Here is an 18,778-nt window from a genome sequence, read left to right on the forward strand (position 1 = left end):
ATGGATCAAGTGTTGACTTCCCCCCATCGGCGCGCCGGGTTGCGCGCCGGGCTTGTGGCGCTGGCCGTTGCGGTGTGCGTGCTGGCCGCGTGGCTGCTGTTGCGCGATCGGGGCGCGCCGCCCGCCACGCCCGACCCCGTTGTGCCTGTCGCAACGGTGCGGGTGCAGCAGCAGGAAGTGGCGCGTTATCTGACCGGGGTCGGCACGGTAACGGCGGCCGCCAGCGTCACGGTCAAGGCGCGGGTGGATGGGCAGCTGGACAGCGTGGGGTTTGTGGAAGGGCAGGACGTCAAGGCAGGCCAGGTGCTGGCCAATATCGACCCGCGCGCGTTGCAGGCGCAACTGGCGCAGGCGCAGGCGCAGCGCGCGAAGGATCAGGCAACCTTGCTGAACGCCCGCCTTGATCTGCAACGCTACACCCGCTTGCAGCGCGAAGACGCCGCCACGCAGCAGACGCTGGATGCGCAACGCGCGCTGGTCGCGCAACTAGAGGCGGCAACCCAGACCGACGACGCGCAGATCAGCTACGCCCGCGTGCAGCTGGACTACACGCGCATCGTGGCGCCGATTGCCGGCCGGGTGGGCGCGCGGCTGGTGGACCCGGGCAACATCGTGCACGCGGCGGACGCGAATGGGCTGGTCGTGATTAACCAGATCGACCCGATCACCGTGCAGTTCTCGCTGCCCGAAGAATCGGTGCCCGCCATCAACGCCGCCATGAACCGGGGCCAGCCGCTGCCGGTTGTGGCGTATGCGCGCGACAGCAATGAACCTTTGGAAACGGGCACGCTGGTGCTGCTGAACAACCAGATCGACACCACCACCGGCACCGTGCAGTTAAAGGGCCGGTTCGACAACCCCCGTCATCGGCTGTGGCCCGGCTTGTATGTGAACGCCCGGCTGGTGCTGGACGCGCATGAAACCGTGCTGACCGTGCCAGCGGCCGCCGTGCAGCGCAGCCAGACCGGCACCTTCGTGTACGCGGTGGACGACAACGGCGTGGCGCAGCCGCAAGCGGTCACGGTGGAGCGCATGCAGGACGGCCTGGCGATTATCCAGAGCGGCCTGACAGCCGGGCAGCGCGTGGTGGTGGACGGGCAGTACAAGATCAAACCGGGCAGCAAGGTGCGTGAGCTGGCCGCTACGCCTGCCGCCACACCGGCCCCTGCGGGGAATGTGAAATGAGCATCTCGGCCAATTTCATCAAGCGGCCCATCGGCACGTCGCTGCTGGCGCTGGCGATTCTGCTGGTGGGCATCGCGGCCTGGCCGCTGTTGCCCGTGGCGCCGTTGCCGCAGGTGGATTTTCCTACCATCCAGGTGCAGGCCAACTTGCCGGGCGGCAGCCCCGAGACCATGGCGTCCAATGTGGCGCAGCCGCTGGAGCGGCAGTTTTCGCTGATCGCCGGTTTGTCGCAGATGACTTCCGTCAGCGCCATCGGCAACACGCAGATCACCTTGCAGTTCGACCTGAACCGCAGCATTGATTCGGCGGCGGTGGATGTGCAGGCGGCCATCAATGCCGCCACCGGGCAACTGCCGGCCAACCTGCCCAACCCGCCCACGTTTCGCAAGGTGAACCCGGCGGACGCGCCCATCATGGTGATGGCGGTGCAGTCCGACACGCTGCCGCTGATTCAGGTGAATGATTACGCCGACAACATTCTGGCGCAGCAGATTTCACAGATATCCGGCGTGGGGCTCGTCAACATCGGCGGGCAGCAAAAGCCTGCCGTGCGCATACAGGTGGACCCGGGCAAGCTGTCGGCGCTGGGCTTGAGCCTGGAAGACATCCGCGGCGTAATCGCCACCACCACCGTCAACCAGCCCAAGGGCACCATCGACGGCGCGCGCCAAAGCTTCACGACCTATACCAACGACCAGTTGCTGTCGGCCGCGCAGTGGAACGACATGGTGCTGGCCTACCGCAATGGCGCGCCCATCCGGGTGCGCGATGTGGGCGTGGCGGTGGACGGCCCCGAGAACACCAAGCTGGCCGGCTGGGCCTACGCGGGCAAGGCCTCGCCGCCTGACAACACGATCACCAACGGCCGATCCATCGTGTTGCAGATCAGCAAGCAGCCGGGCGCCAACGTCATCGAAACCGTGGACCGCATCCGCGCGGCGTTGCCCAGGCTCGAGGCATCGATTCCGCCCTCGGTGCATGTGAACACCATCATCGACCGCACGCAGACGATCCGTGCGTCCGTCACGGATGTGGAGTTCACGCTGACGCTGACCATCCTGCTGGTGGTGCTGGTGATCTTTCTGTTCCTGCGCAACGTGCCGGCCACGCTGATTCCCTGCGTGACGGTGCCGCTGGCGCTGATGGGCACCGCCGCCATGATGTATGTGGTGGGCTTCAGCCTGGACAACCTGTCGTTGATGGCGCTGACGATCTCGGTGGGCTTCGTGGTGGACGACGCCATCGTGATGCTGGAAAACGTGTACCGCCATGTCGAGGCCGGCATGTCGCCGCTGGAAGCCGCGTACAAGGGCGCGGGCGAAATCGGCTTCACCATCGTGTCGATCTCGGTGTCGCTCATCGCCGTGTTCATTCCGTTGTTGCTGATGGGCGGCATCGTCGGCCGCCTGTTCCGCGAATTTGCCGTGACCGTCACGCTGGCCATCGTGGTGTCGGTGCTGGTGTCGCTGACGTTGACGCCGATGCTGTGCTCGCGCTATCTGAAGAACCATCACGGCGAGCGCCACGGCCGGCTGTACCAGCTGTTTGAACGCGGCTTTGACGCCATGTTGCACGGCTACGAACGCGGGCTGAAGCTGGTGCTGCGGCACCAGTTCGCCACCTTGTGCGTGTTCCTGGCCACGGTGGCGTCCACGGTGGTGTTGTTCGTGGTGATCCCGAAAGGCTTCTTTCCGCAGCAAGACACGGGCTTTATCTTCGGCTTTGCGGAGTCGGCGCAGGATTCCTCTTTCGCGTTGATGAACCAGCGCATGATCCAGATGGCCGAGGTCATTCGGCAAGATCCGGACATCGCCAGCTTTGGTTTCAACGGCAGCCAAAGCACGTACAACACCGGCAACTTCTATATCGGCTTGAAACCCAAGGACGAAGGCCGCACGGCGTCTGCCGATGAAGTGATCGGGCGGCTGCGTCCGCAGCTGGCCAAGCTTGAAGGCGTGACGCTGTTCATGCAGGCGGGGCAAGACATCAACGTGGGCGGACGCCTGTCGCGCACGCAGTACCAGTACACGCTGACAGATTCCAACCTGGACGAGCTGAACGTCTGGGCGCCGAAACTGTTGACGGCGTTTCGCAAGTTGCCGCAGCTGACGGATGTGGCCTCGGACCAGCAGAACAACGCGGCCACGGCCTCGCTGACGATAGACCGCGCGCGGGCGTCGTCGTTCGGCATTTCACCGGCGCTGATCGACGCCACCATCTATGACGCGATCGGCCAGCGCCAGGTGGCGCAGTACTTCACGCAGATCAACAGCTACCACGTCATTCTGGAAGTGACGCCCAAGCTGCAACAAGACCCGAGCCTGTTTTCCAAGCTCTATCTGACGTCGCCGCTGACCGGGCAGCAGGTGCCGCTGTCCACCTTCGTGAAGCTGGACACGGACAAGACGGCGTACCTGTCGATCAGCCACCAGGGGCAGTTTCCCGCGGTGACCATTTCGTTCAACCTGGCGCCGGGCGCGTCGCTGGGCAGCGCCGTGCAGGCGATTCAGCAGGCGCAAAACCAGATGGGGGCGCCGGCCAGCCTGACGGGCGCGTTCCAAGGCACGGCCAAGGCGTTTGGGGATTCGTTGTCGACGCAGCCGTACCTGATTGCAGCCGCGCTGATCGCCGTCTACATCGTGCTGGGCCTGCTGTACGAAAGCTATATCCACCCGCTGACGATTTTGTCGACCTTGCCGTCGGCGGGGGTGGGCGCGCTGCTGATCCTGATGCTGGGCGGATATGACCTGAGCGTCATCGCGCTGATCGGCATCATCTTGCTGATTGGCATCGTGAAGAAGAACGGCATCATGATGATCGACTTTGCGCTGACCGCCGAGCGCGAGCACGGCATGGCGCCGGCCGAGGCCATCTACCAGGCTTGCGTCTTGCGCTTTCGGCCCATCATGATGACGACGATGTGCGCGCTGCTTAGCGGCCTGCCGCTGATGCTGAGCCACGGCCAGGGGTCGGAACTGCGCCGGCCGCTGGGCTATGCGATGGTGGGCGGCCTGATCGTGTCGCAGGCGCTGACCTTGTTCACGACGCCGGTCGTCTACCTGTATCTGGACCGGGCGCATTACTGGTACATGGAACGCAAGGCGGCGCGGGCGGCAAGCAAGGCGGGGCAGGTGACGATGGCGAATCAGGCGAAGGCGCGCAGCGCCGGGCGGACTTGAGTCAAAATAGCGGTCAACCGTAGCGTTTGCGGGGCGGCACATGAAAATCCTGATAGTCGAAGACGAACTGAAGACGGCGGATTACCTGCGCAAAGGCTTGGGCGAGCAGGGCTGCACGGTCGATGTCGCGCATAACGGCATTGACGGCCAGCACCTGGCCCTGGAGCACGATTACGACGTGATCGTGCTGGACGCCATGCTGCCCGGCATGGACGGCTTTGCGGTGCTGCGCTCGCTGCGCACGGTGCGGCAGACGCCCGTCATCATGCTGACCGCCCGCGACGGCGTCGAAGACCGCATACGCGGCCTGCACGACGGGGCCGACGATTACCTGGTCAAGCCATTTTCCTTTCTTGAATTGCTGGCGCGCCTGCAAGCGCTGACCCGGCGCGGCCGCGCGCAAGAACCCGTGCAGCTGCGCATTGGCGATTTGCAGATCGACCTGATCAGCCGCAAGGCCTGGCGGGCCGGCACGCGGCTGGACCTCACCGCCAAGGAATTCGCGTTGCTGGCCGTGCTGGCGCGCCGCCAGGGCGAAATCCTGTCCAAGACGGCGATAGCCGAATTGGTCTGGGACATGAATTTCGACAGCAACGTGAACGTGGTGGAAGTGGCCATCAAGCGGCTGCGCGGCAAGGTGGACGCACCCTTTGGCCGGCGCCTGCTGCACACGATACGCGGCATGGGCTATGTGCTGGAGCTGCGCGACGAGGCGGCCGCGCCATGATGGGCGAACGATGAAGCTCCCTTCATGAAGACGTCACTGAAATCCCGGCTGGTCATTCTGTACGCGGTAGCGGCGGCGGTGACGTTCGCGCTGACCGGGGTGGCGCTCTACGGCGTGCTGGACCGCCAGCTTGACCGCATCCAGCAAGACGCGCTGCGCACGACGGCGCAAGAGGTCAGCTATTCGCTGGCCCGCAGCGGCGACCTTGACCGCTGGGGCCGCTTCAAGACCAAGCTCGACACCCTGACGCCCGCCGATGGCAGCTTGCGCTTCTGGGTGCTGTCGGACGACCCCGCCTACGAATATGGCAAGGGCCTGGCCGATATCAGCAGCCTGGAACGTCACCCCGACGGCTTTGGCAAGATCACCTTGCCCGAACGCGACTACGCGCTGCGCACGCTGACGGTGACGGTCGACGCGTATCTGGCGCGGCCGCCGGTGCGGCTGATCGTCGGCATGGACTCCGCGCCTTATGCGCATACGCTGCGCTACCTGCTGTGGGCGATGGCGGGCCTGTCGCTGACGGCCATTCTGCTGGTGGCGCTGCTGGGGTTCTGGGTGACGCGGCTGGGGCTGCGGCCCTTGAACCGGCTGTCTGCCGAGGCGCGCGCGCTGCGTCCCAGCGCGTTGTCTCAGCGGCTCAGCATGGCCGAGTTGCCGGTGGAACTGGAAGACCTGGCCACGTCGTTCAACGGCGCGTTGGCGCGCTTGGAGGGCGCATACAACCAGCTGGAAGGATTCAATGCGGATGTCGCCCACGAGCTGCGCACGCCGCTGACGAACCTGATCGGCCAGACGCAAGTGGCCTTGTCGCGCCCGCGCAGCGCGGATGATCTGCAAGAGGTGCTGCAATCGAATCTGGAAGAGCTGGACCGCTTGCGCGCCATGATCAATGACATGCTGTTCCTGGCGCGCGCAGACCAGGGCGAAGCCGCCAGCGGACGGGTCCACGCGGTGCTGGCGGATGAGGTCGGCAAGACGGCGGAGTTCTTTGAGTTCCTGCTGGACGAAGCCGGCATGCGGGTGCGCATCGAGGGCGACGGCGAGGCCAGCGCGCTGATCGACACGGCATTGTTCCGGCGCGCCGTCACCAACCTGCTGCAAAACGCTATCCAGTATTCGCAGCCGGGCGCCGAGATCGGCATCGATATCCAGCGCCAGGGCGACCGCTTGGAGGTTGCCGTCAGCAACGCGGGGCCGGCCATCGACGCCGCGCATCTGCCGCACCTGTTCCAGCGCTTTTACCGCGTGGATGCGGCGCGGCGGGGAGATGGCGTGGAGCACAGCCACGGCCTGGGGCTGGCAATCGTGAAGGCGGTGGCGCTGATGCATGGCGGCGCGGTGTCCGCCAGCAGCGAAGGCGGCACCACGCGCGTGGCGTTCAGCGTCGAGGCGCGGCCGTAACGGCGGTAATGATTGCAGTGGCCGCAGTGTCCGCGGTGTTCGCACCTTCTGCCGTAGCCGTTGTCGCTACCCCGCCCGGCGCGCCTGGCCCGCAGGTTGGAACAATTCCGCGAGCTTCAATTGCCGGATCATCTGGCCCGTTGCGGTGGCCAGCCGCGTGGCCGGCCGATGGCGGGCGCTGGCCAGCACCAGGTTATTGGTGATCTTGGGCGACCCGATATCGCATAGCGACAGCGCGTGTTCGGCGGCTGGGCCTTGCGCGGCGGAGCGCGGCAAGATGGCATACGCGTCGCCTTGGGCCGCGAGCTCGACAATGGTTTGCACCGCGTCCACCTCGGCGGCCACCTTCAGCCGCACGCCTTGCGCGCGGCACACGCTTTCAACCAAGGTGCGGATGGCGTTGGGCAGGCTGGGCAGCACCAGCGGGTAATTGCCCAGCTGCGCCACGGCCACGCGCGCGGGCAGCGGCGGCTGATGCGCGGCCGCGGCGGCCAGCACCAGGTCTTCGCGAAACAGCGATTCATACGCCAGTTGGGGCGAGGGCGCGGGGTCATACAGCAGGGCCAGGTCGACCCGGCCCGCCAGCAGCCATTCGCGCACCTGGGCGCTCAGGCCTTCGGCGACCGCGATGGACGCATCAGGGAAGCTGCGGCGAAACGCCTGCACCAGCGGGGGCGTCAGCACGCGCGCAATGCGCGGCGGCAGGCCCACCACGACCTTGCCCGTGGGCGTTTCCCGCAGCGTCTGCAAATCTTCCTTGGCGCGTTCGGCCAGCGTCAGCAACGCGCGGGCGTGTTCCAGAAAGCGCAGGCCGGCCTCGGTGGGCTCCGCGCCGCGGCCGTTGCGGTACAGCAGATGCTGGCCCAGTTCGAGTTCCAGCAGGCGCACCTGCCGGCTGAGCGTGGGTTGGGCCACGTCCAGCATTTCGGCGGCGCGCGAGAAGCTGCGCCGCTCGGCGACCCTGACGAAGTATTCGATTTGCTTGAGGTCCATCTGATATATGGTTTTTCTATATCTGAAATCAAAGATATAGCATTGTTAGCCAGCCCGCAATCCGGGACGATGTCGGTTTTCCCCCGCAGGAATTCGCCCGTGCCAGATTGCCGCCCTCCGCTTGCGTCGCCTTCCCGTCCCCGCCACGCCTTGCCCCCTGGCGCGTGCGACACGCATTGCCACGTCTTCGGGCCGGGCGATGTGTTCCCGTACGCCGAGGGGCGCTCGTACACGCCGCCTGATGCGCCCTACGCAAAGATGGCGGCCTTGCACGCGCATCTGGGCATTGAGCGAGCGGTCGTGGTGCAGGCCAATTGCCATGGCTCGGACCACAGCGCCTTGCTGGATGCGCTGGCGCAAAGCGGCGGCCGTTATCGGGGCGTGGCGTTGTTGGGCGCGGACGCCACGGCCGACAGCGTCAAGCAATTGCACGACGGCGGCGTGCGCGCGGCGCGATTCAATTTCGTGCCGCACCTTGGGGGTGCGCCGGAGCCTGCGGTGTTCGACCATGTCGTGTCGCTGATTGCGCCGCTCGGCTGGCATCTGTGCCTGCATGTGGACGGCGCCATGCTGCCCGACTTGCTGCCGCGCCTGCTGGCGTTGCCGGTGCCGTTCGTCGTGGACCACATGGGCCGGCTGAAGGCGGCCGATGGCCTGGATTCGCCCGCGATGCGCGCCTTGCTCAGCCTGGCGGATGTGCCGCAAGCGTGGGTCAAGGTGTCGGGCATTGATCGCATCTCGTCGGGTAAACGGCCCTACGCCGAAGGCATTCCGTTTGTGCGCGCCCTGATCGACGCCATGCCCGGCCGCACCTTGTGGGGCACCGACTGGCCGCATCCGAACGTGGCGGGCGACATGCCCGACGACGGCGAATTGGTCGATACGTTCTTCCAAGCGTGCCCCGACGCGGCTTTGCGCCAGCGCGTGCTGGTCGACAACCCGGCCCGGTTGTACGGATTTCAGTAATCGGCAGACGCAGGATCGTCAGGCCATAAAAAATTCATTCATTGAGGAGACACCATGTTCAAGAAAATCATCTCGGCCACCGTGCTGAGCCTGGCTGCGTTCAGCGCAGCGCATGCCGATGGCCCCGTTCGCCTGATCATCGCGTTCCCGCCCGGCGGGCCGGTGGACCTGGTGGGGCGTGTGTTGGCCGAGCAATTGGGCAAGGAGCTCAAGCAGCAGGTCATCGTTGAAAACAAGGCCGGCGCCAACGGCAACATTGCCGCGGCCTATGTGGCCAAGGCGCCGGGCGACGGCTCGGTGCTGTTCCTGACGAGCGTGGGCGCGGTGGCGATCAGCCCGGCGCTGTACAAAGACCTGCCTTACGACCCGGTGCGCGACTTTGCGCCCGTGTCCAAGGTCGTGAACAACGCAACCGTGTTTGTCGTGAACCCGTCCAACCCGGCCACCGACGCCGCCGATTTCGTGAAGAAGTCGCAAGCCGCGTCGCAGTCGGTGGCGATTGGCTCGTCGGGCATCGGCAGCATTCCGCATCTGACGATGGAAATGTTTGCCGACGCCAGCAAGGCCAACGTGCTGCACGTGCCGTACAAGGGCGCCGCGCCCGTCATCAACGACGTGATGGGCAATCAGGTTGCCGGTTTCTTTGGCGACGTGCCGGGCCTGATCGGCCACATCCAGGGCGGTAAGCTGAAGCCGCTGGGCATTGCCGCGCCCACGCGCCACCCGCTGTTGCCGGACGTGAAGACGCTGGCCGAGCAGGGCATTGCCGGCGTCGAGTCGAACAACTGGTATGGCATCGTGGCCCCCGCGTCCACGCCGGCCGCCACCGTCGACAAGCTGAACCAGGCCGTGCGCGCCGCATTGGGCAATGAAGCCGTGCGCGCCAAGCTTGAGAAGTTCGGCGCGCAGGCGGCGCCCAGCTCGCCGCAGGAACTGACCGCCTTGATCGCGTCCGACCGCGACAAGTGGACCGCGCTGATCCAGCGCAAGAACATTCGTCCGGAGTAAGCATGAGCGCAAGCCGAGTCGCGCCCGTTGAACCGGGCACCCGTCAGGAACTGGCCACGCTTGAGGCGCGCATCAGCGCCGCGCGCGGCCGGATTTCACCGCTGTATCAGGTGCTGCTGAACAGCCCGGCCGTGGTCGAAGGCTGGGAGGCCATGCTGACCGCCATCCGCCAGAAGACGTCGCTGGCGCCGCGCTTGCGCGAGCTGATCATTCTGCGTGTGGCGACGTTGAACAACGCGCCCTATGAATTCGATGCGCACGTGCCGCATGCGCTGGCGGGCGGCATGCCGCAGCAGGTGATCGATGCGCTGCGCAGCAACCCTGCGCCCGATGCCGTCGAAGGGCTGGCCCCCGGCGAGGCCGAGGTGCTGGCGCTGACCGACGCCATGACGCGCGACATTGAAGTGCCGGACGCCGTGTTCGCACCCTTGCGCGCACGCTACGATGACACGCAACTGGTCGAGCTGGCGGCCACGGTGGGGGCGTACAACATGGTGTCGCGCTTCCTTGTCGCGTTGCGCGTCGGCCACTGAAAGGAGAAGACCGTGCAGGAATCGGTATTGCTGGTGTCGCTGGGCGAGCGCTTTGACGAAGCGCGCGCGGCGGATATGGCCCAACGTTTGACGCAGGGGCTGACGGGCGTGTCCGTCAGTGCATTTGCCGCGCTGGAAGAGGAAGACACCTACGTGTATCTGCGCGGCGCGCCGGACGCGTTGCCCGAGATTCAGGCGCGTCTGGCGGAAAGCTTTCCCGGTGCGCGGGTGCGCGTGCTGCATCAGACGCTGGATTTGGCGGGCGCATCGGCCGGGCAGGATGCGCCGTGGCACTACATCGTTGAAACCGATGTCGTGCCCGAGGCCGAAGCCGATCTGAACGCCTGGTACGACCAGGAACACTTGCCGGGTCTGGCGTCGGTGCCTGGCACGGTGCGCGCGATGCGATATGAATGCCGCGACGAAGCGCCGCGCTATCTGGCCTGCTACGACCTGCACACGCGCGAAACCTTCGGCAGCCCGCCGTGGCTGGCGGTGCGCGCCACCGATTGGAGCAGCCGCGTGCGCCCGTCGTTTCGCAATACGCGCCGGACGATGTTCCGCAAAATCCTGTAAACGCAGCGGGCGCAGACCCGAACCGAGGAGACATGATGATGAAGTTCTTGCTAAGCGGCTTGACGCTGTCGTGCGCGGCCGTGGCCGCCAGCCCCGCGTTGGCCGATGCGCCCAAACGCGTGAATGTGGTGGTGGGCAACGGCGCCAGCATCGAAGTGCTGGACCAGGGGGCTGGCCCGGCGCTGGTGTTGCTGCCGTCGCGCGGCCGTGGCGCGGAAGATTTCGATGAGCTGGCCGACCGTTTCGTGCAAGCCGGCTACCGCGTATTGCGTCCGCAGCCGCGCGGTATCGGCGGCAGCACGGGGCCGATGTCCGGCATCACGCTGCATGATCTGGCCGAAGATCAAGCCGCGGTGATTCGCAACGTGGCGCGCCAGCCTGTTGTGATGGTGGGCCATGCCTTTGGCAATTGGGTGGCGCGCACGACGGGCGTGGATCACCCCGAACTGGTGCGCGGCGTCGTCATCGTGGCCGCCGCGGCCAAGCAGTATCCCAAGGGCTTGAGCGAACACGTGGACCGCAGCGCCGAGCTGTCGCTGCCGGACGCCGAACGCTTGAAGTCCATTCAGTACGCGTTCTTCGCGCCGGCTAACGACGCACGCATGTGGCTCAACGGCTGGTATCCCGCGGTCAGTGAAAGCCAGCGTCTGGCGGGCAAGGCCACTCAGCAATCCGATTGGTGGTCGGGCGGCAATAAGCCCCTGCTGGATTTGCAGGCCGAGCTGGACTTGTTCAAGCCGCCCGCCACGCGCAACGAAATCCGCGATGAATTCGGCAGCCGGGTGTCGGTGGTGGTGATTGATGGGGCAGGGCATGCGCTGGTGCCCGAGAAGCCGCAAGCGGTCGTGGACGCCATCGCCGCGTGGGAACGCACGCTGCGCTGATCGCTGCCGCCAAGCAACGAAAGAAACAGAAAGGGCCTGGATATCGAAAGACATCCAGGCCCTTTGCCATGTTCAGCGGGCTTACTTCAGTTGGCCCAGCAGCAGGAATTCCATCAGCGCCTTTTGCACGTGCAGGCGGTTTTCGGCTTCGTCCCAGACCACGCTTTGCGGGCCGTCGATGACTTCACCGGTGACTTCTTCGCCGCGGTGGGCGGGCAGGCAGTGCATGAAGACGGCTTCGGCGTCGGCCGCGGCCATCATTTCGGCGTCCACGCACCAGTCGGCAAACGCCGCGCGGCGTTCTTCGTTTTCCGCTTCGTAGCCCATGCTGGTCCAGACGTCGGTCGTGACCAGGTGCGCGCCCTTGCAGGCTTCCATGGGGTCTTTGAACTGGCGCAGCACCTTGGCGGACGGCGTGCCGATGCGCGAGGCTTCAAGCTCGTAGCCGGCCGGCGTGGACACATGCAGCGTGAAGCCCAGCATTTCAGCCGCGTGCAGCCACGTGTAGGCCATGTTGTTGGCGTCGCCCACCCAGGCCACCGTCTTGCCGGCGATGGGGCCGCGGTGCTCGATGTAGGTGAAGATGTCGGCCAGGATCTGGCACGGGTGGAATTCGTTGGTCAGGCCGTTGATGACCGGCACGCGCGAGTGGGAAGCGAAGCGCTCGATGCGGGTCTGCTCGAACGTGCGGATCATGACAATGTCGACCATGCGCGAGATGACGCGCGCGGTGTCTTCAATGGGTTCCGAGCGGCCCAGCTGCGAATCGTTCGAGGTCAGGTTGATGACCGATCCGCCCATCTGGTACATGCCGGCTTCAAACGACACGCGGGTGCGGGTGCTGGCCTTTTCAAACACCATCGCCAGCGTGCGGTCGTGCAGCGGCATGTGGGGTTCGTAGCGCTTGAACTTTTCTTTGATCAGGCGCGCGCGGTCCAGCACGTAGGCGATCTCGGCGGGCGAGAAATCTTTGAACTGAAGAAAATGCCGCAACGGGCCGTTTTGAGTCGTGGGAGGAGTCATGGTGATGTCGCAGGTCATTGGGTCCCGCCAGGCTCGTGGCCCGGGCGGGACGTTGATTATGGTTTTTCGGCCAGGAACTGTTGGATGAGCGGAACCAGCGTGTTGACGATCTGGTCCGCTTCTTGATGGTTCAGGATCAGGGGCGGCAGCATACGGATGACGCGGTCGCGCGTGACGTTGATGAGCAGGCCGGCTTCCAGCGCACGCAGCGCCAGTACGCCGCAGGGGCGCGCAAGCTCGATGCCCAGCATCAGGCCCCGGCCACGCACCTCGGTCACGCCTGGGGTGCCTGACAGGGCGCTGGCCAGCTTGTCTTTCAGGTAGTCGCCCACGGTGTGGGCGTTGTGCAGCAGGTTTTCGGATTCCAGCGTGTCCAGCACGGCAAGCCCGGCGGCGCACACCAGCGGGCCGCCGCCGAAGGTCGTGCCATGGCTGCCCGGCGTGAAGACGCCCGCGGCGGGGCCAGCGGCCAGCATCGCGCCAATGGGCACGCCGCCCGCCAGGCCCTTGGCCAGCGTCATGACGTCCGGCACGATGTCTGCCCACTGGTGGGCGAACCATTTGCCGGTGCGGCCGATGCCGGACTGCACTTCGTCGATCATCAGCAGCCAGCCGCGCTCGGTGCACAAGCGGCGCAGCGCTTGCAGATAGGCGATGTCGGACGGGCGTATGCCGCCTTCGCCTTGCAGCACTTCCAGCAGCACCGCCGTGGTGCGCGGTTCGGCGTCGCCCGCTTCGCGCACGGCGTCAAGATTGTTGTAGGGAACCTGGATGAAGCCCGAGGGCAGGGGTTCGAAACCCTTGCGGGCTTTGTCGCTGCCGGTGGCCGCCAGCGTGGCCAGCGTGCGGCCATGCCAGGACGAGTCCATGGTGATGATGTGGGCGTGCTTGTTGCCGCGCTGGTAGGCGTAGTAGCGCGCCAGCTTGATGGCGGCTTCGTTGGCTTCAGAGCCGCTGTTGTTGAACGCGACTTCCTGCATGCCGGACAAGGCCGTGAGCCGGGCGGCCAAGGCCGTCTGCTGAGGCACTTCGTAGATATTCGACGTGTGGATGACGCGCGCGGCTTGCTCGCTGATGGCGGCAACCAGTTTCGGATGGGCGTGGCCCAGGCACGACACGCCGATGCCGGCGAGCGCGTCCAGATATTTTCGGCCTTCGGCATCCCACAACCAGACGCCCTGGCCGTGCGTGAACGCAACCGGCAGGCGGGCATAAATATTGGCCAGAGGCGAGGTCATTGCGGCTCCTCCTGGGGGATTACCAAAAAAAGCGGCCCTCTTTTCGATAGGTTCAGGCGCGATTCCCTGGGAGAAACGGCTTTTGAAAGAGGGCAAAGGATCAATCATATACAATTCGCGGCGCAGGGCGCATGTTTGATCACGCCGAAGATCCGGCTTTCGTGAAAGGCGCGCTGTAGTGAAGAACTCATGGCAACTCGCGTCAGACAATTCGTAATTCATGGCGTTACCGAAAGCGGTAGCCGATTCCGCCCCAGCGATTGGGCGGAGCGGCTCGCTGGCGTAATGGCACAGTTCCGGCCCGCCGGCTGTGCTGGTAACCACCTCACCTATTCGCCTTATGTGCTGCCCGTCGTTATCGACGGCGTGCGCGGAATCGTGGTCGACCTGCGTTTGCGCGACCTGGAACCGCTGGCGTACAAGTTCGTGGTGGATTTCGCTCGCGACAACAACCTCAAGACGGAAGAACGCGAAATCTAGGCCCAAGAACGAAAAAGCGCCCCGACCGGGCGCTTTTCTCATTCTCGGGGGAACCGGCACGCCCATCGGGCGGGCTAGCCCCTACGTGCCGTATCGATCCAGGATCTTGCGGATATCCCGCACGCCTGCGCCATCCGTGCTGAGCAGCGCGCGCGCGGTGACGGATTCCAGATGGTGCTCCAGCAGATGCAGCACATGCTTCTCGTCGCGCGCACGCAAGCCTTCCACGATTTCCATGTGTTCGCTGACCGCGCATTCGCTGGAATGCGGCCGGCCGTAAAGCGCCAGGATCAGCGAGCAGCGCGACACAATCTCGTTCACGTAGCGCGCATACACCGCATTGCCCGAGAGCTCGGCCATCAGGATATGGAATTCGCCCGACAGCCGGATGGATTCATTGGTGCTGTTGCGCTTGCGGGCGGCTTCCTCTTCTTTCACATGCTGCGCCAGCCGCGTCAGCCCGGCTTCGGTGATGTGTTGCAGCAGCCGGCGCGCCACGTCGCGTTCCAGGCAGCGGCGGGCTTCGAAAATATCGTGCGCTTCTTCCAGGCTCGGGCGCGCGACCGCCGCGCCCCGGTTAGGCCGTAAATCGACCAGCCCTTCGCTGAACAGCCGCGTCAGCACCCCCCGCACGATGGTCCGGCTGACGCCGAAACGCTCGCCGATGATGTCTTCGGGCAGCTTGTCGCCGGGCAGCAGCGCCTGCTCGATGATGGCGCGGCGCAAATTTATGTATACGATTTCGCTGCGATTTGTGTCTTTCTTGGCAGGCTCGTTGGCCGGCGGCGCGAGGGTTGTCATCGTCTTATTGGCTCCTGTGCATGCGCATTTTCGTTGTAATGGGAGGGGTCCGGCATTCGCTGCCGGCGCGCTCTGCGGGGTGTAGGCAAGCATACACCAGCTGACGGTAAGGGTTAGCGATAGCTTGAAGGCTGATTTGAAGCGCGTACATTGTCGGCATAAATCGTATACAAACATTTATACAAAATGGCTAAGGACTTCAGGAGTTAAGCCATGTGTTTGTATACATACCGACAGAGGTCTGTTTCATGCCAGCCACGCTCGACGCCATCGTCCTTGATCCGCCCGCGATCAATCCGACCGCCTTTCAGCCCTACCGCCTGCTGGTGGTCAACGGCAACACCACGTCTGACCTGACCGCCAGTCTGGCCGGCCAAGCCCGGGCGTTCTTCGACGGCGCCGCTCATGTGCATGCGGTGACCGCCGTGTTCGGCCCGGCCTATATCGCCAGCCGCGTGGAAGCCGCCGTGGCCGCCCACGCCGTGCTGGAAACCGTGGAGCGCGAAGTGGCGCAGGCCAAGGCGCCTTTCGATGCCTGCCTGCTGGCCTGTTTTGGCGAACCCGGCATTGGCGCCGTGCGCGAAACCTTGAATGTGCCCGTGGTGGGCATGGCCGAAGCGTCCATCATGGCCGCCATGCAGCGCGGCGACCGCTACGCCATCGTGACCGTCGGGCAGCGCTGGCCCGGCATGCTGCGCGAACAGATCCGCCAGTTGGGTCTGGACGCCCGCTGCGCCGGCATCATCGCCTTGCCGGGCAACGCGCTGGACTACGTGTCGCGCACGCCCGAGTCCGCCGCCGAGGTCAGCCGCGCGCTGGATGCCGCCGTGGCGCAGGGGGCCGACGTGGTGATCGTGGCGGGCGCGGCGCTGGCGGGCTATCTGCCCGTGCTGCCGCAGAAACCGGCCGTACCCATCATCGATTCCTACCGCGCCGCGCTGGCGCAAGTGCTGGCGCTGGCCTCGCTGGACCGCGCGCAACGCCAGTTCGCCCCGGCGTGATCACTTCACACATTGCGCCGGGCCTGCCCCTGGCGACATCAAACCGGTATTGAAAACCGATAGACAAGGGAGAGTTGCAGCCATGAAGACGTTGCTCAAATGGACAGCCGGCGCCGTGATCGCGTTGTCGGCCATCTCGGGGGCTTCGGCCGCCAACACGCTGAAGTGGGGCGCCGCGCGCGACCTGGATTCGCTGGACCCGTATTCCTACGGCAGCACGTTCAACCTGGCGTTTCTCAACCATGTGTACGAAGCGCTGATCCGCTACGACGACAAATTCAACATCACGCCGGCGCTGGCCGAATCCTGGGAAGCCACATCGCCCACCGTGTTGCGCTTCAAGCTGCGCCAGGGCGTGAAGTTCCACAACGGCGCGCCGTTCACGGCGGACGACGTCGTGGCGTCGATGACCCGCGTGTCGGATGACGCGTCGCCCTTGAAGGGCAACCTGCCGGCCTTCAAAGCCGTGCGCAAGGTGGATGACTTCACCGTCGACATCGAAATGACGCATCCGTATCCGCTGATGCTGAACGACCTGACCAACATCTTCATCTTCAACCGCCAGTGGCTGGTGGACAACAACAGCACCAAGCCGACGGACGCCGCCAAGAAGATCGAGGGCTACGCCACGCACAACGCCAACGGCACTGGCCCGTTCAAGGTGGAGTCGTACCGGCCGGACACGCGCACCGTGCTTGTCGTGAACAAAGACTGGTGGGACAAGCCCCGCCATAACCTGGACCGCATTGAATTCACCCCCATCGCGTCCGCGCCCACCCGGGTTGCCGCGCTGCTGTCGGGCGACATCAACTTCACCGAGAACGCGCCCTTGCAGGATCTGGACCGCCTGCGCGCCGCGTCCAACGTCAAGGTGCTGGCATCGACCGAGTTGCGCACGCTGTACTTCGGCTTCAACCTGGGCGACAAGCTCGTCGGTTCGAACATCACCGACAAGAACCCGCTGAAAGACCTGCGCGTGCGTCAGGCGCTGTACATGGCGTTGTCGCCCGACCTTTTGCAAAAGCGCGTGATGCGCGGCCTGTCGCGCAGCACGGGCGCGCTGGTGGCGCCGTCGATTCCGGGCTACGAGGCCAAGCAGGAAGCGCGCTTGCCGTTTGACGCCGCAAAGGCCAAGACGCTGTTGGCGGATGCCGGGTATCCCGATGGCTTCACGGTGTCGCTGCTGTGTTCGAACGACATGTTCGTCAACGAGGAAGAACTGTGCCAGGCCGCCGCGTCGATGTGGGCGCGCATTGGCGTGAAGGCGTCGCTCGCCAGCGGGCCGCGTTCGTTGCAGAACCCGAAGCGTTCGCGCGGCGAGTTCGACATCACCATCCACGGCTGGGCCAACGAGCCGCAGATTGATGCCTTGTCGATTCTGCTGCAAGTGATGCACAGCCGCACCGGCCCCGCCGGCGTCTTCAACTGGGGGCAGTGGGGTGATGCCGCGCTTGACGCCAAGATCGATGCGGCCGCGGCCGAGATGGACCGCCCAAAGCGCATCCAGATGATGTCCGAGGTGTTGCAAACCCTGCATGACGACGTGCGCTTCCTGCCGCTGCACCAGCAGCCAATGGCCTGGGCCGTGGGCGACAAGGTGGGCGACGTGCTGCAAATGCCGGACAACAAGGCGCGCCTGTGGACGGTGCGCATGCAGTAGCGCGCCGCGCGCGGCGTATGAGCGGGGGCGGCGTCTGAAGCCGGGCGCTGCCGCCAGAGTCTGACATCGGGTTTGAAGGGAGCCACACATGCTGGCGTTCATTGTTAGACGGGTCTTCAACGCGGTTGGCGTGATGCTGGCGGTGGCGTTGCTGGCCTTTGTGATATTCCGCTTTGTCGGCGACCCCGTCGACATGATGCTGAACGAGCAGGCCTCGCAGACGCAGCGCGACGAGCTGCGCGAACGGCTGGGCCTGAACGCGTCGGTAGGCATGCAGTTTGTGCACTTCGTCACGAACGCGGCGCAAGGCGAGTTCGGCATTTCGTACCGCAACCAGCAGGACGTGTTCGCGCTGGTGGCCGAACGCTTTCCCGCCACATTTGAACTGGTGATGATGGCGACGCTGCTGTCGCTCGTCATCGGCGTGCCGCTGGGCGTGCTGACGGCCATCTACCGCAAGTCCCGCGTGGCGCAGGCCTTGCAGTTTGTGTCCATCCTGGGCATTTCGCTGCCCAGCTTCGTGGTCGGCATCATGCTGATCCTGATCTTTTCGGTGCAGCTGGGCTGGCTGCCAGGCTTTGGCCGGGGCGAAACGGTGAAGATCGGCTGGTGGTCCACGGGCTTGTTGACGCCATCGGGCCGGGCCGCGCTGGTGCTGCCGTCGATCACGCTGGCGTTGTTCCAGATCACGCTGATCATGCGGCTGGTGCGCGCCGAGATGCTGGAAACGCTGCGCACGGAATTCATCAAGTTCGCGCGCGCGCGCGGCCTGCCGAACCGCATCGTGCATTTCCGGCTGGCGCTGCGCAACTGTCTGATGCCCGTCATCACCGTGACGGGCATGCAGATCGGCAACCTGATCGCCTTTGCGCTGATCACGGAAACCGTCTTCCAGTGGCCGGGCATGGGGCTGTTGTTCATCCAATCGGTCATGTTCGTGGACATTCCCGTCATGGCTGCCTATCTGGTGATCGTGTCTTTCATCTTCGTGGCGCTGAACACGTTGGTCGACATGATGTACGGCGTGGTTGACCCGCGCCTGCGCAGCCAGCACGTCAAAGGAGGCGCAAATGCTCACTAATCCCTTTACCCGATCCGCCTCCAAGCCCTTCAAGGGCGG

At 65.1% G+C, this 18,778-nt stretch carries 17 protein-coding genes; 13 read left to right on the forward strand and 4 right to left on the reverse strand.

Features of this window, described 5'->3' with window-relative positions:
• The 4 genes from ACFZAI_RS11860 to ACFZAI_RS11875 are packed head-to-tail and all read left to right on the forward strand — an operon-like array spanning window position 1 to window position 6,495.
• On the forward strand, window positions 1–1,185 hold the full coding sequence (locus tag ACFZAI_RS11860; RefSeq protein ID WP_391567030.1) for an efflux RND transporter periplasmic adaptor subunit: 1,185 nt from the start codon (window positions 1–3) through the stop codon (window positions 1,183–1,185).
• Window positions 1,182–4,364 carry an efflux RND transporter permease subunit gene (locus tag ACFZAI_RS11865; protein WP_391567031.1) on the forward strand — a complete coding sequence of 1,061 codons (3,183 nt, stop codon included), beginning with the start codon at window positions 1,182–1,184 and terminating at the stop codon, window positions 4,362–4,364. Before ACFZAI_RS11860 ends, ACFZAI_RS11865 begins: the two co-directional genes overlap by 4 nt.
• Before the next feature lie 40 nt (window positions 4,365–4,404).
• A complete protein-coding gene (locus ACFZAI_RS11870) occupies window positions 4,405–5,091 on the forward strand; it encodes a heavy metal response regulator transcription factor (protein WP_054423390.1) in 687 nt (228 codons plus the stop codon).
• Between the two features lie 24 nt (window positions 5,092–5,115).
• Window positions 5,116–6,495, forward strand: coding sequence for a heavy metal sensor histidine kinase (locus ACFZAI_RS11875; protein ID WP_391567032.1), 1,380 nt, complete (start codon window positions 5,116–5,118; stop codon window positions 6,493–6,495).
• 66 nt (window positions 6,496–6,561) lie between these two features.
• Here the strand turns inward: ACFZAI_RS11875 and ACFZAI_RS11880 are convergent, their stop codons facing one another.
• Window positions 6,562–7,488, reverse strand: a complete 927-nt coding sequence (locus ACFZAI_RS11880; RefSeq protein ID WP_391567033.1) for a LysR substrate-binding domain-containing protein — start codon at window positions 7,486–7,488, stop codon at window positions 6,562–6,564.
• 99 nt (window positions 7,489–7,587) lie between these two features.
• Between ACFZAI_RS11880 and ACFZAI_RS11885 the strand changes: the two genes are divergently transcribed.
• The 5 genes from ACFZAI_RS11885 to ACFZAI_RS11905 are packed head-to-tail and all read left to right on the forward strand — an operon-like array spanning window position 7,588 to window position 11,455.
• Window positions 7,588–8,454 carry an amidohydrolase family protein gene (locus tag ACFZAI_RS11885; RefSeq protein ID WP_391567034.1) on the forward strand — a complete coding sequence of 289 codons (867 nt, stop codon included), beginning with the start codon at window positions 7,588–7,590 and terminating at the stop codon, window positions 8,452–8,454.
• 54 nt (window positions 8,455–8,508) lie between these two features.
• Window positions 8,509–9,462, forward strand: a complete 954-nt coding sequence (locus ACFZAI_RS11890) for a Bug family tripartite tricarboxylate transporter substrate binding protein (protein WP_391567035.1) — start codon at window positions 8,509–8,511, stop codon at window positions 9,460–9,462.
• A gap of 2 nt (window positions 9,463–9,464) precedes the next feature.
• Window positions 9,465–9,995, forward strand: coding sequence for a carboxymuconolactone decarboxylase family protein (locus tag ACFZAI_RS11895; RefSeq protein ID WP_391567036.1), 531 nt, complete (start codon window positions 9,465–9,467; stop codon window positions 9,993–9,995).
• A gap of 12 nt (window positions 9,996–10,007) precedes the next feature.
• Window positions 10,008–10,571: a hypothetical protein gene (locus ACFZAI_RS11900; protein ID WP_391567037.1), complete on the forward strand. Its 564-nt coding sequence runs from the start codon at window positions 10,008–10,010 to the stop codon at window positions 10,569–10,571.
• 32 nt (window positions 10,572–10,603) lie between these two features.
• Complete coding sequence (locus tag ACFZAI_RS11905; protein WP_391567038.1) at window positions 10,604–11,455, forward strand: alpha/beta fold hydrolase; 852 nt, start codon at window positions 10,604–10,606, stop codon at window positions 11,453–11,455.
• A gap of 81 nt (window positions 11,456–11,536) precedes the next feature.
• On the opposite strand, the gene argF is transcribed toward ACFZAI_RS11905, so the two are convergent.
• Together argF and ACFZAI_RS11915 are read right to left on the reverse strand one after the other, a co-directional pair.
• Window positions 11,537–12,478: an ornithine carbamoyltransferase gene (gene argF, locus ACFZAI_RS11910; RefSeq protein WP_054424607.1), complete on the reverse strand. Its 942-nt coding sequence runs from the start codon at window positions 12,476–12,478 to the stop codon at window positions 11,537–11,539.
• A 56-nt stretch (window positions 12,479–12,534) separates the two neighbouring features.
• A complete protein-coding gene (locus ACFZAI_RS11915; protein ID WP_391567039.1) occupies window positions 12,535–13,716 on the reverse strand; it encodes an aspartate aminotransferase family protein in 1,182 nt (393 codons plus the stop codon).
• 189 nt (window positions 13,717–13,905) lie between these two features.
• Here ACFZAI_RS11915 and ACFZAI_RS11920 point away from each other — a divergent pair, with 189 nt between their 5' ends.
• Entirely contained in the window at window positions 13,906–14,196 is a 291-nt protein-coding gene (locus tag ACFZAI_RS11920; RefSeq protein ID WP_013392635.1) for a DUF3579 domain-containing protein, read from the forward strand.
• An 81-nt stretch (window positions 14,197–14,277) separates the two neighbouring features.
• Here the strand turns inward: ACFZAI_RS11920 and ACFZAI_RS11925 are convergent, their stop codons facing one another.
• Window positions 14,278–14,997: a GntR family transcriptional regulator gene (locus ACFZAI_RS11925; RefSeq protein ID WP_054423383.1), complete on the reverse strand. Its 720-nt coding sequence runs from the start codon at window positions 14,995–14,997 to the stop codon at window positions 14,278–14,280.
• A gap of 248 nt (window positions 14,998–15,245) precedes the next feature.
• Between ACFZAI_RS11925 and ACFZAI_RS11930 the strand changes: the two genes are divergently transcribed.
• The 3 genes from ACFZAI_RS11930 (at window position 15,246) to ACFZAI_RS11940 (ending at window position 18,739) form a co-directional block, all read left to right on the forward strand.
• The gene (locus ACFZAI_RS11930; RefSeq protein ID WP_391567040.1) at window positions 15,246–15,998 is read left to right on the forward strand and encodes an aspartate/glutamate racemase family protein; all 753 of its coding nucleotides are present in this window, start codon (window positions 15,246–15,248) and stop codon (window positions 15,996–15,998) included.
• 82 nt (window positions 15,999–16,080) lie between these two features.
• On the forward strand, window positions 16,081–17,658 hold the full coding sequence (locus ACFZAI_RS11935) for an ABC transporter substrate-binding protein (RefSeq protein ID WP_391567041.1): 1,578 nt from the start codon (window positions 16,081–16,083) through the stop codon (window positions 17,656–17,658).
• A gap of 88 nt (window positions 17,659–17,746) precedes the next feature.
• On the forward strand, window positions 17,747–18,739 hold the full coding sequence (locus tag ACFZAI_RS11940) for an ABC transporter permease (protein ID WP_391567042.1): 993 nt from the start codon (window positions 17,747–17,749) through the stop codon (window positions 18,737–18,739).
• Window positions 18,740–18,778 lie beyond the last annotated feature (39 nt).

Origin of the sequence: Achromobacter sp. NPDC008082, from assembly GCF_042957345.1 — a bacterium.
In the GTDB taxonomy this organism is placed as follows: Bacteria; Pseudomonadota; Gammaproteobacteria; order Burkholderiales; family Burkholderiaceae_B; genus Achromobacter; species Achromobacter kerstersii_A.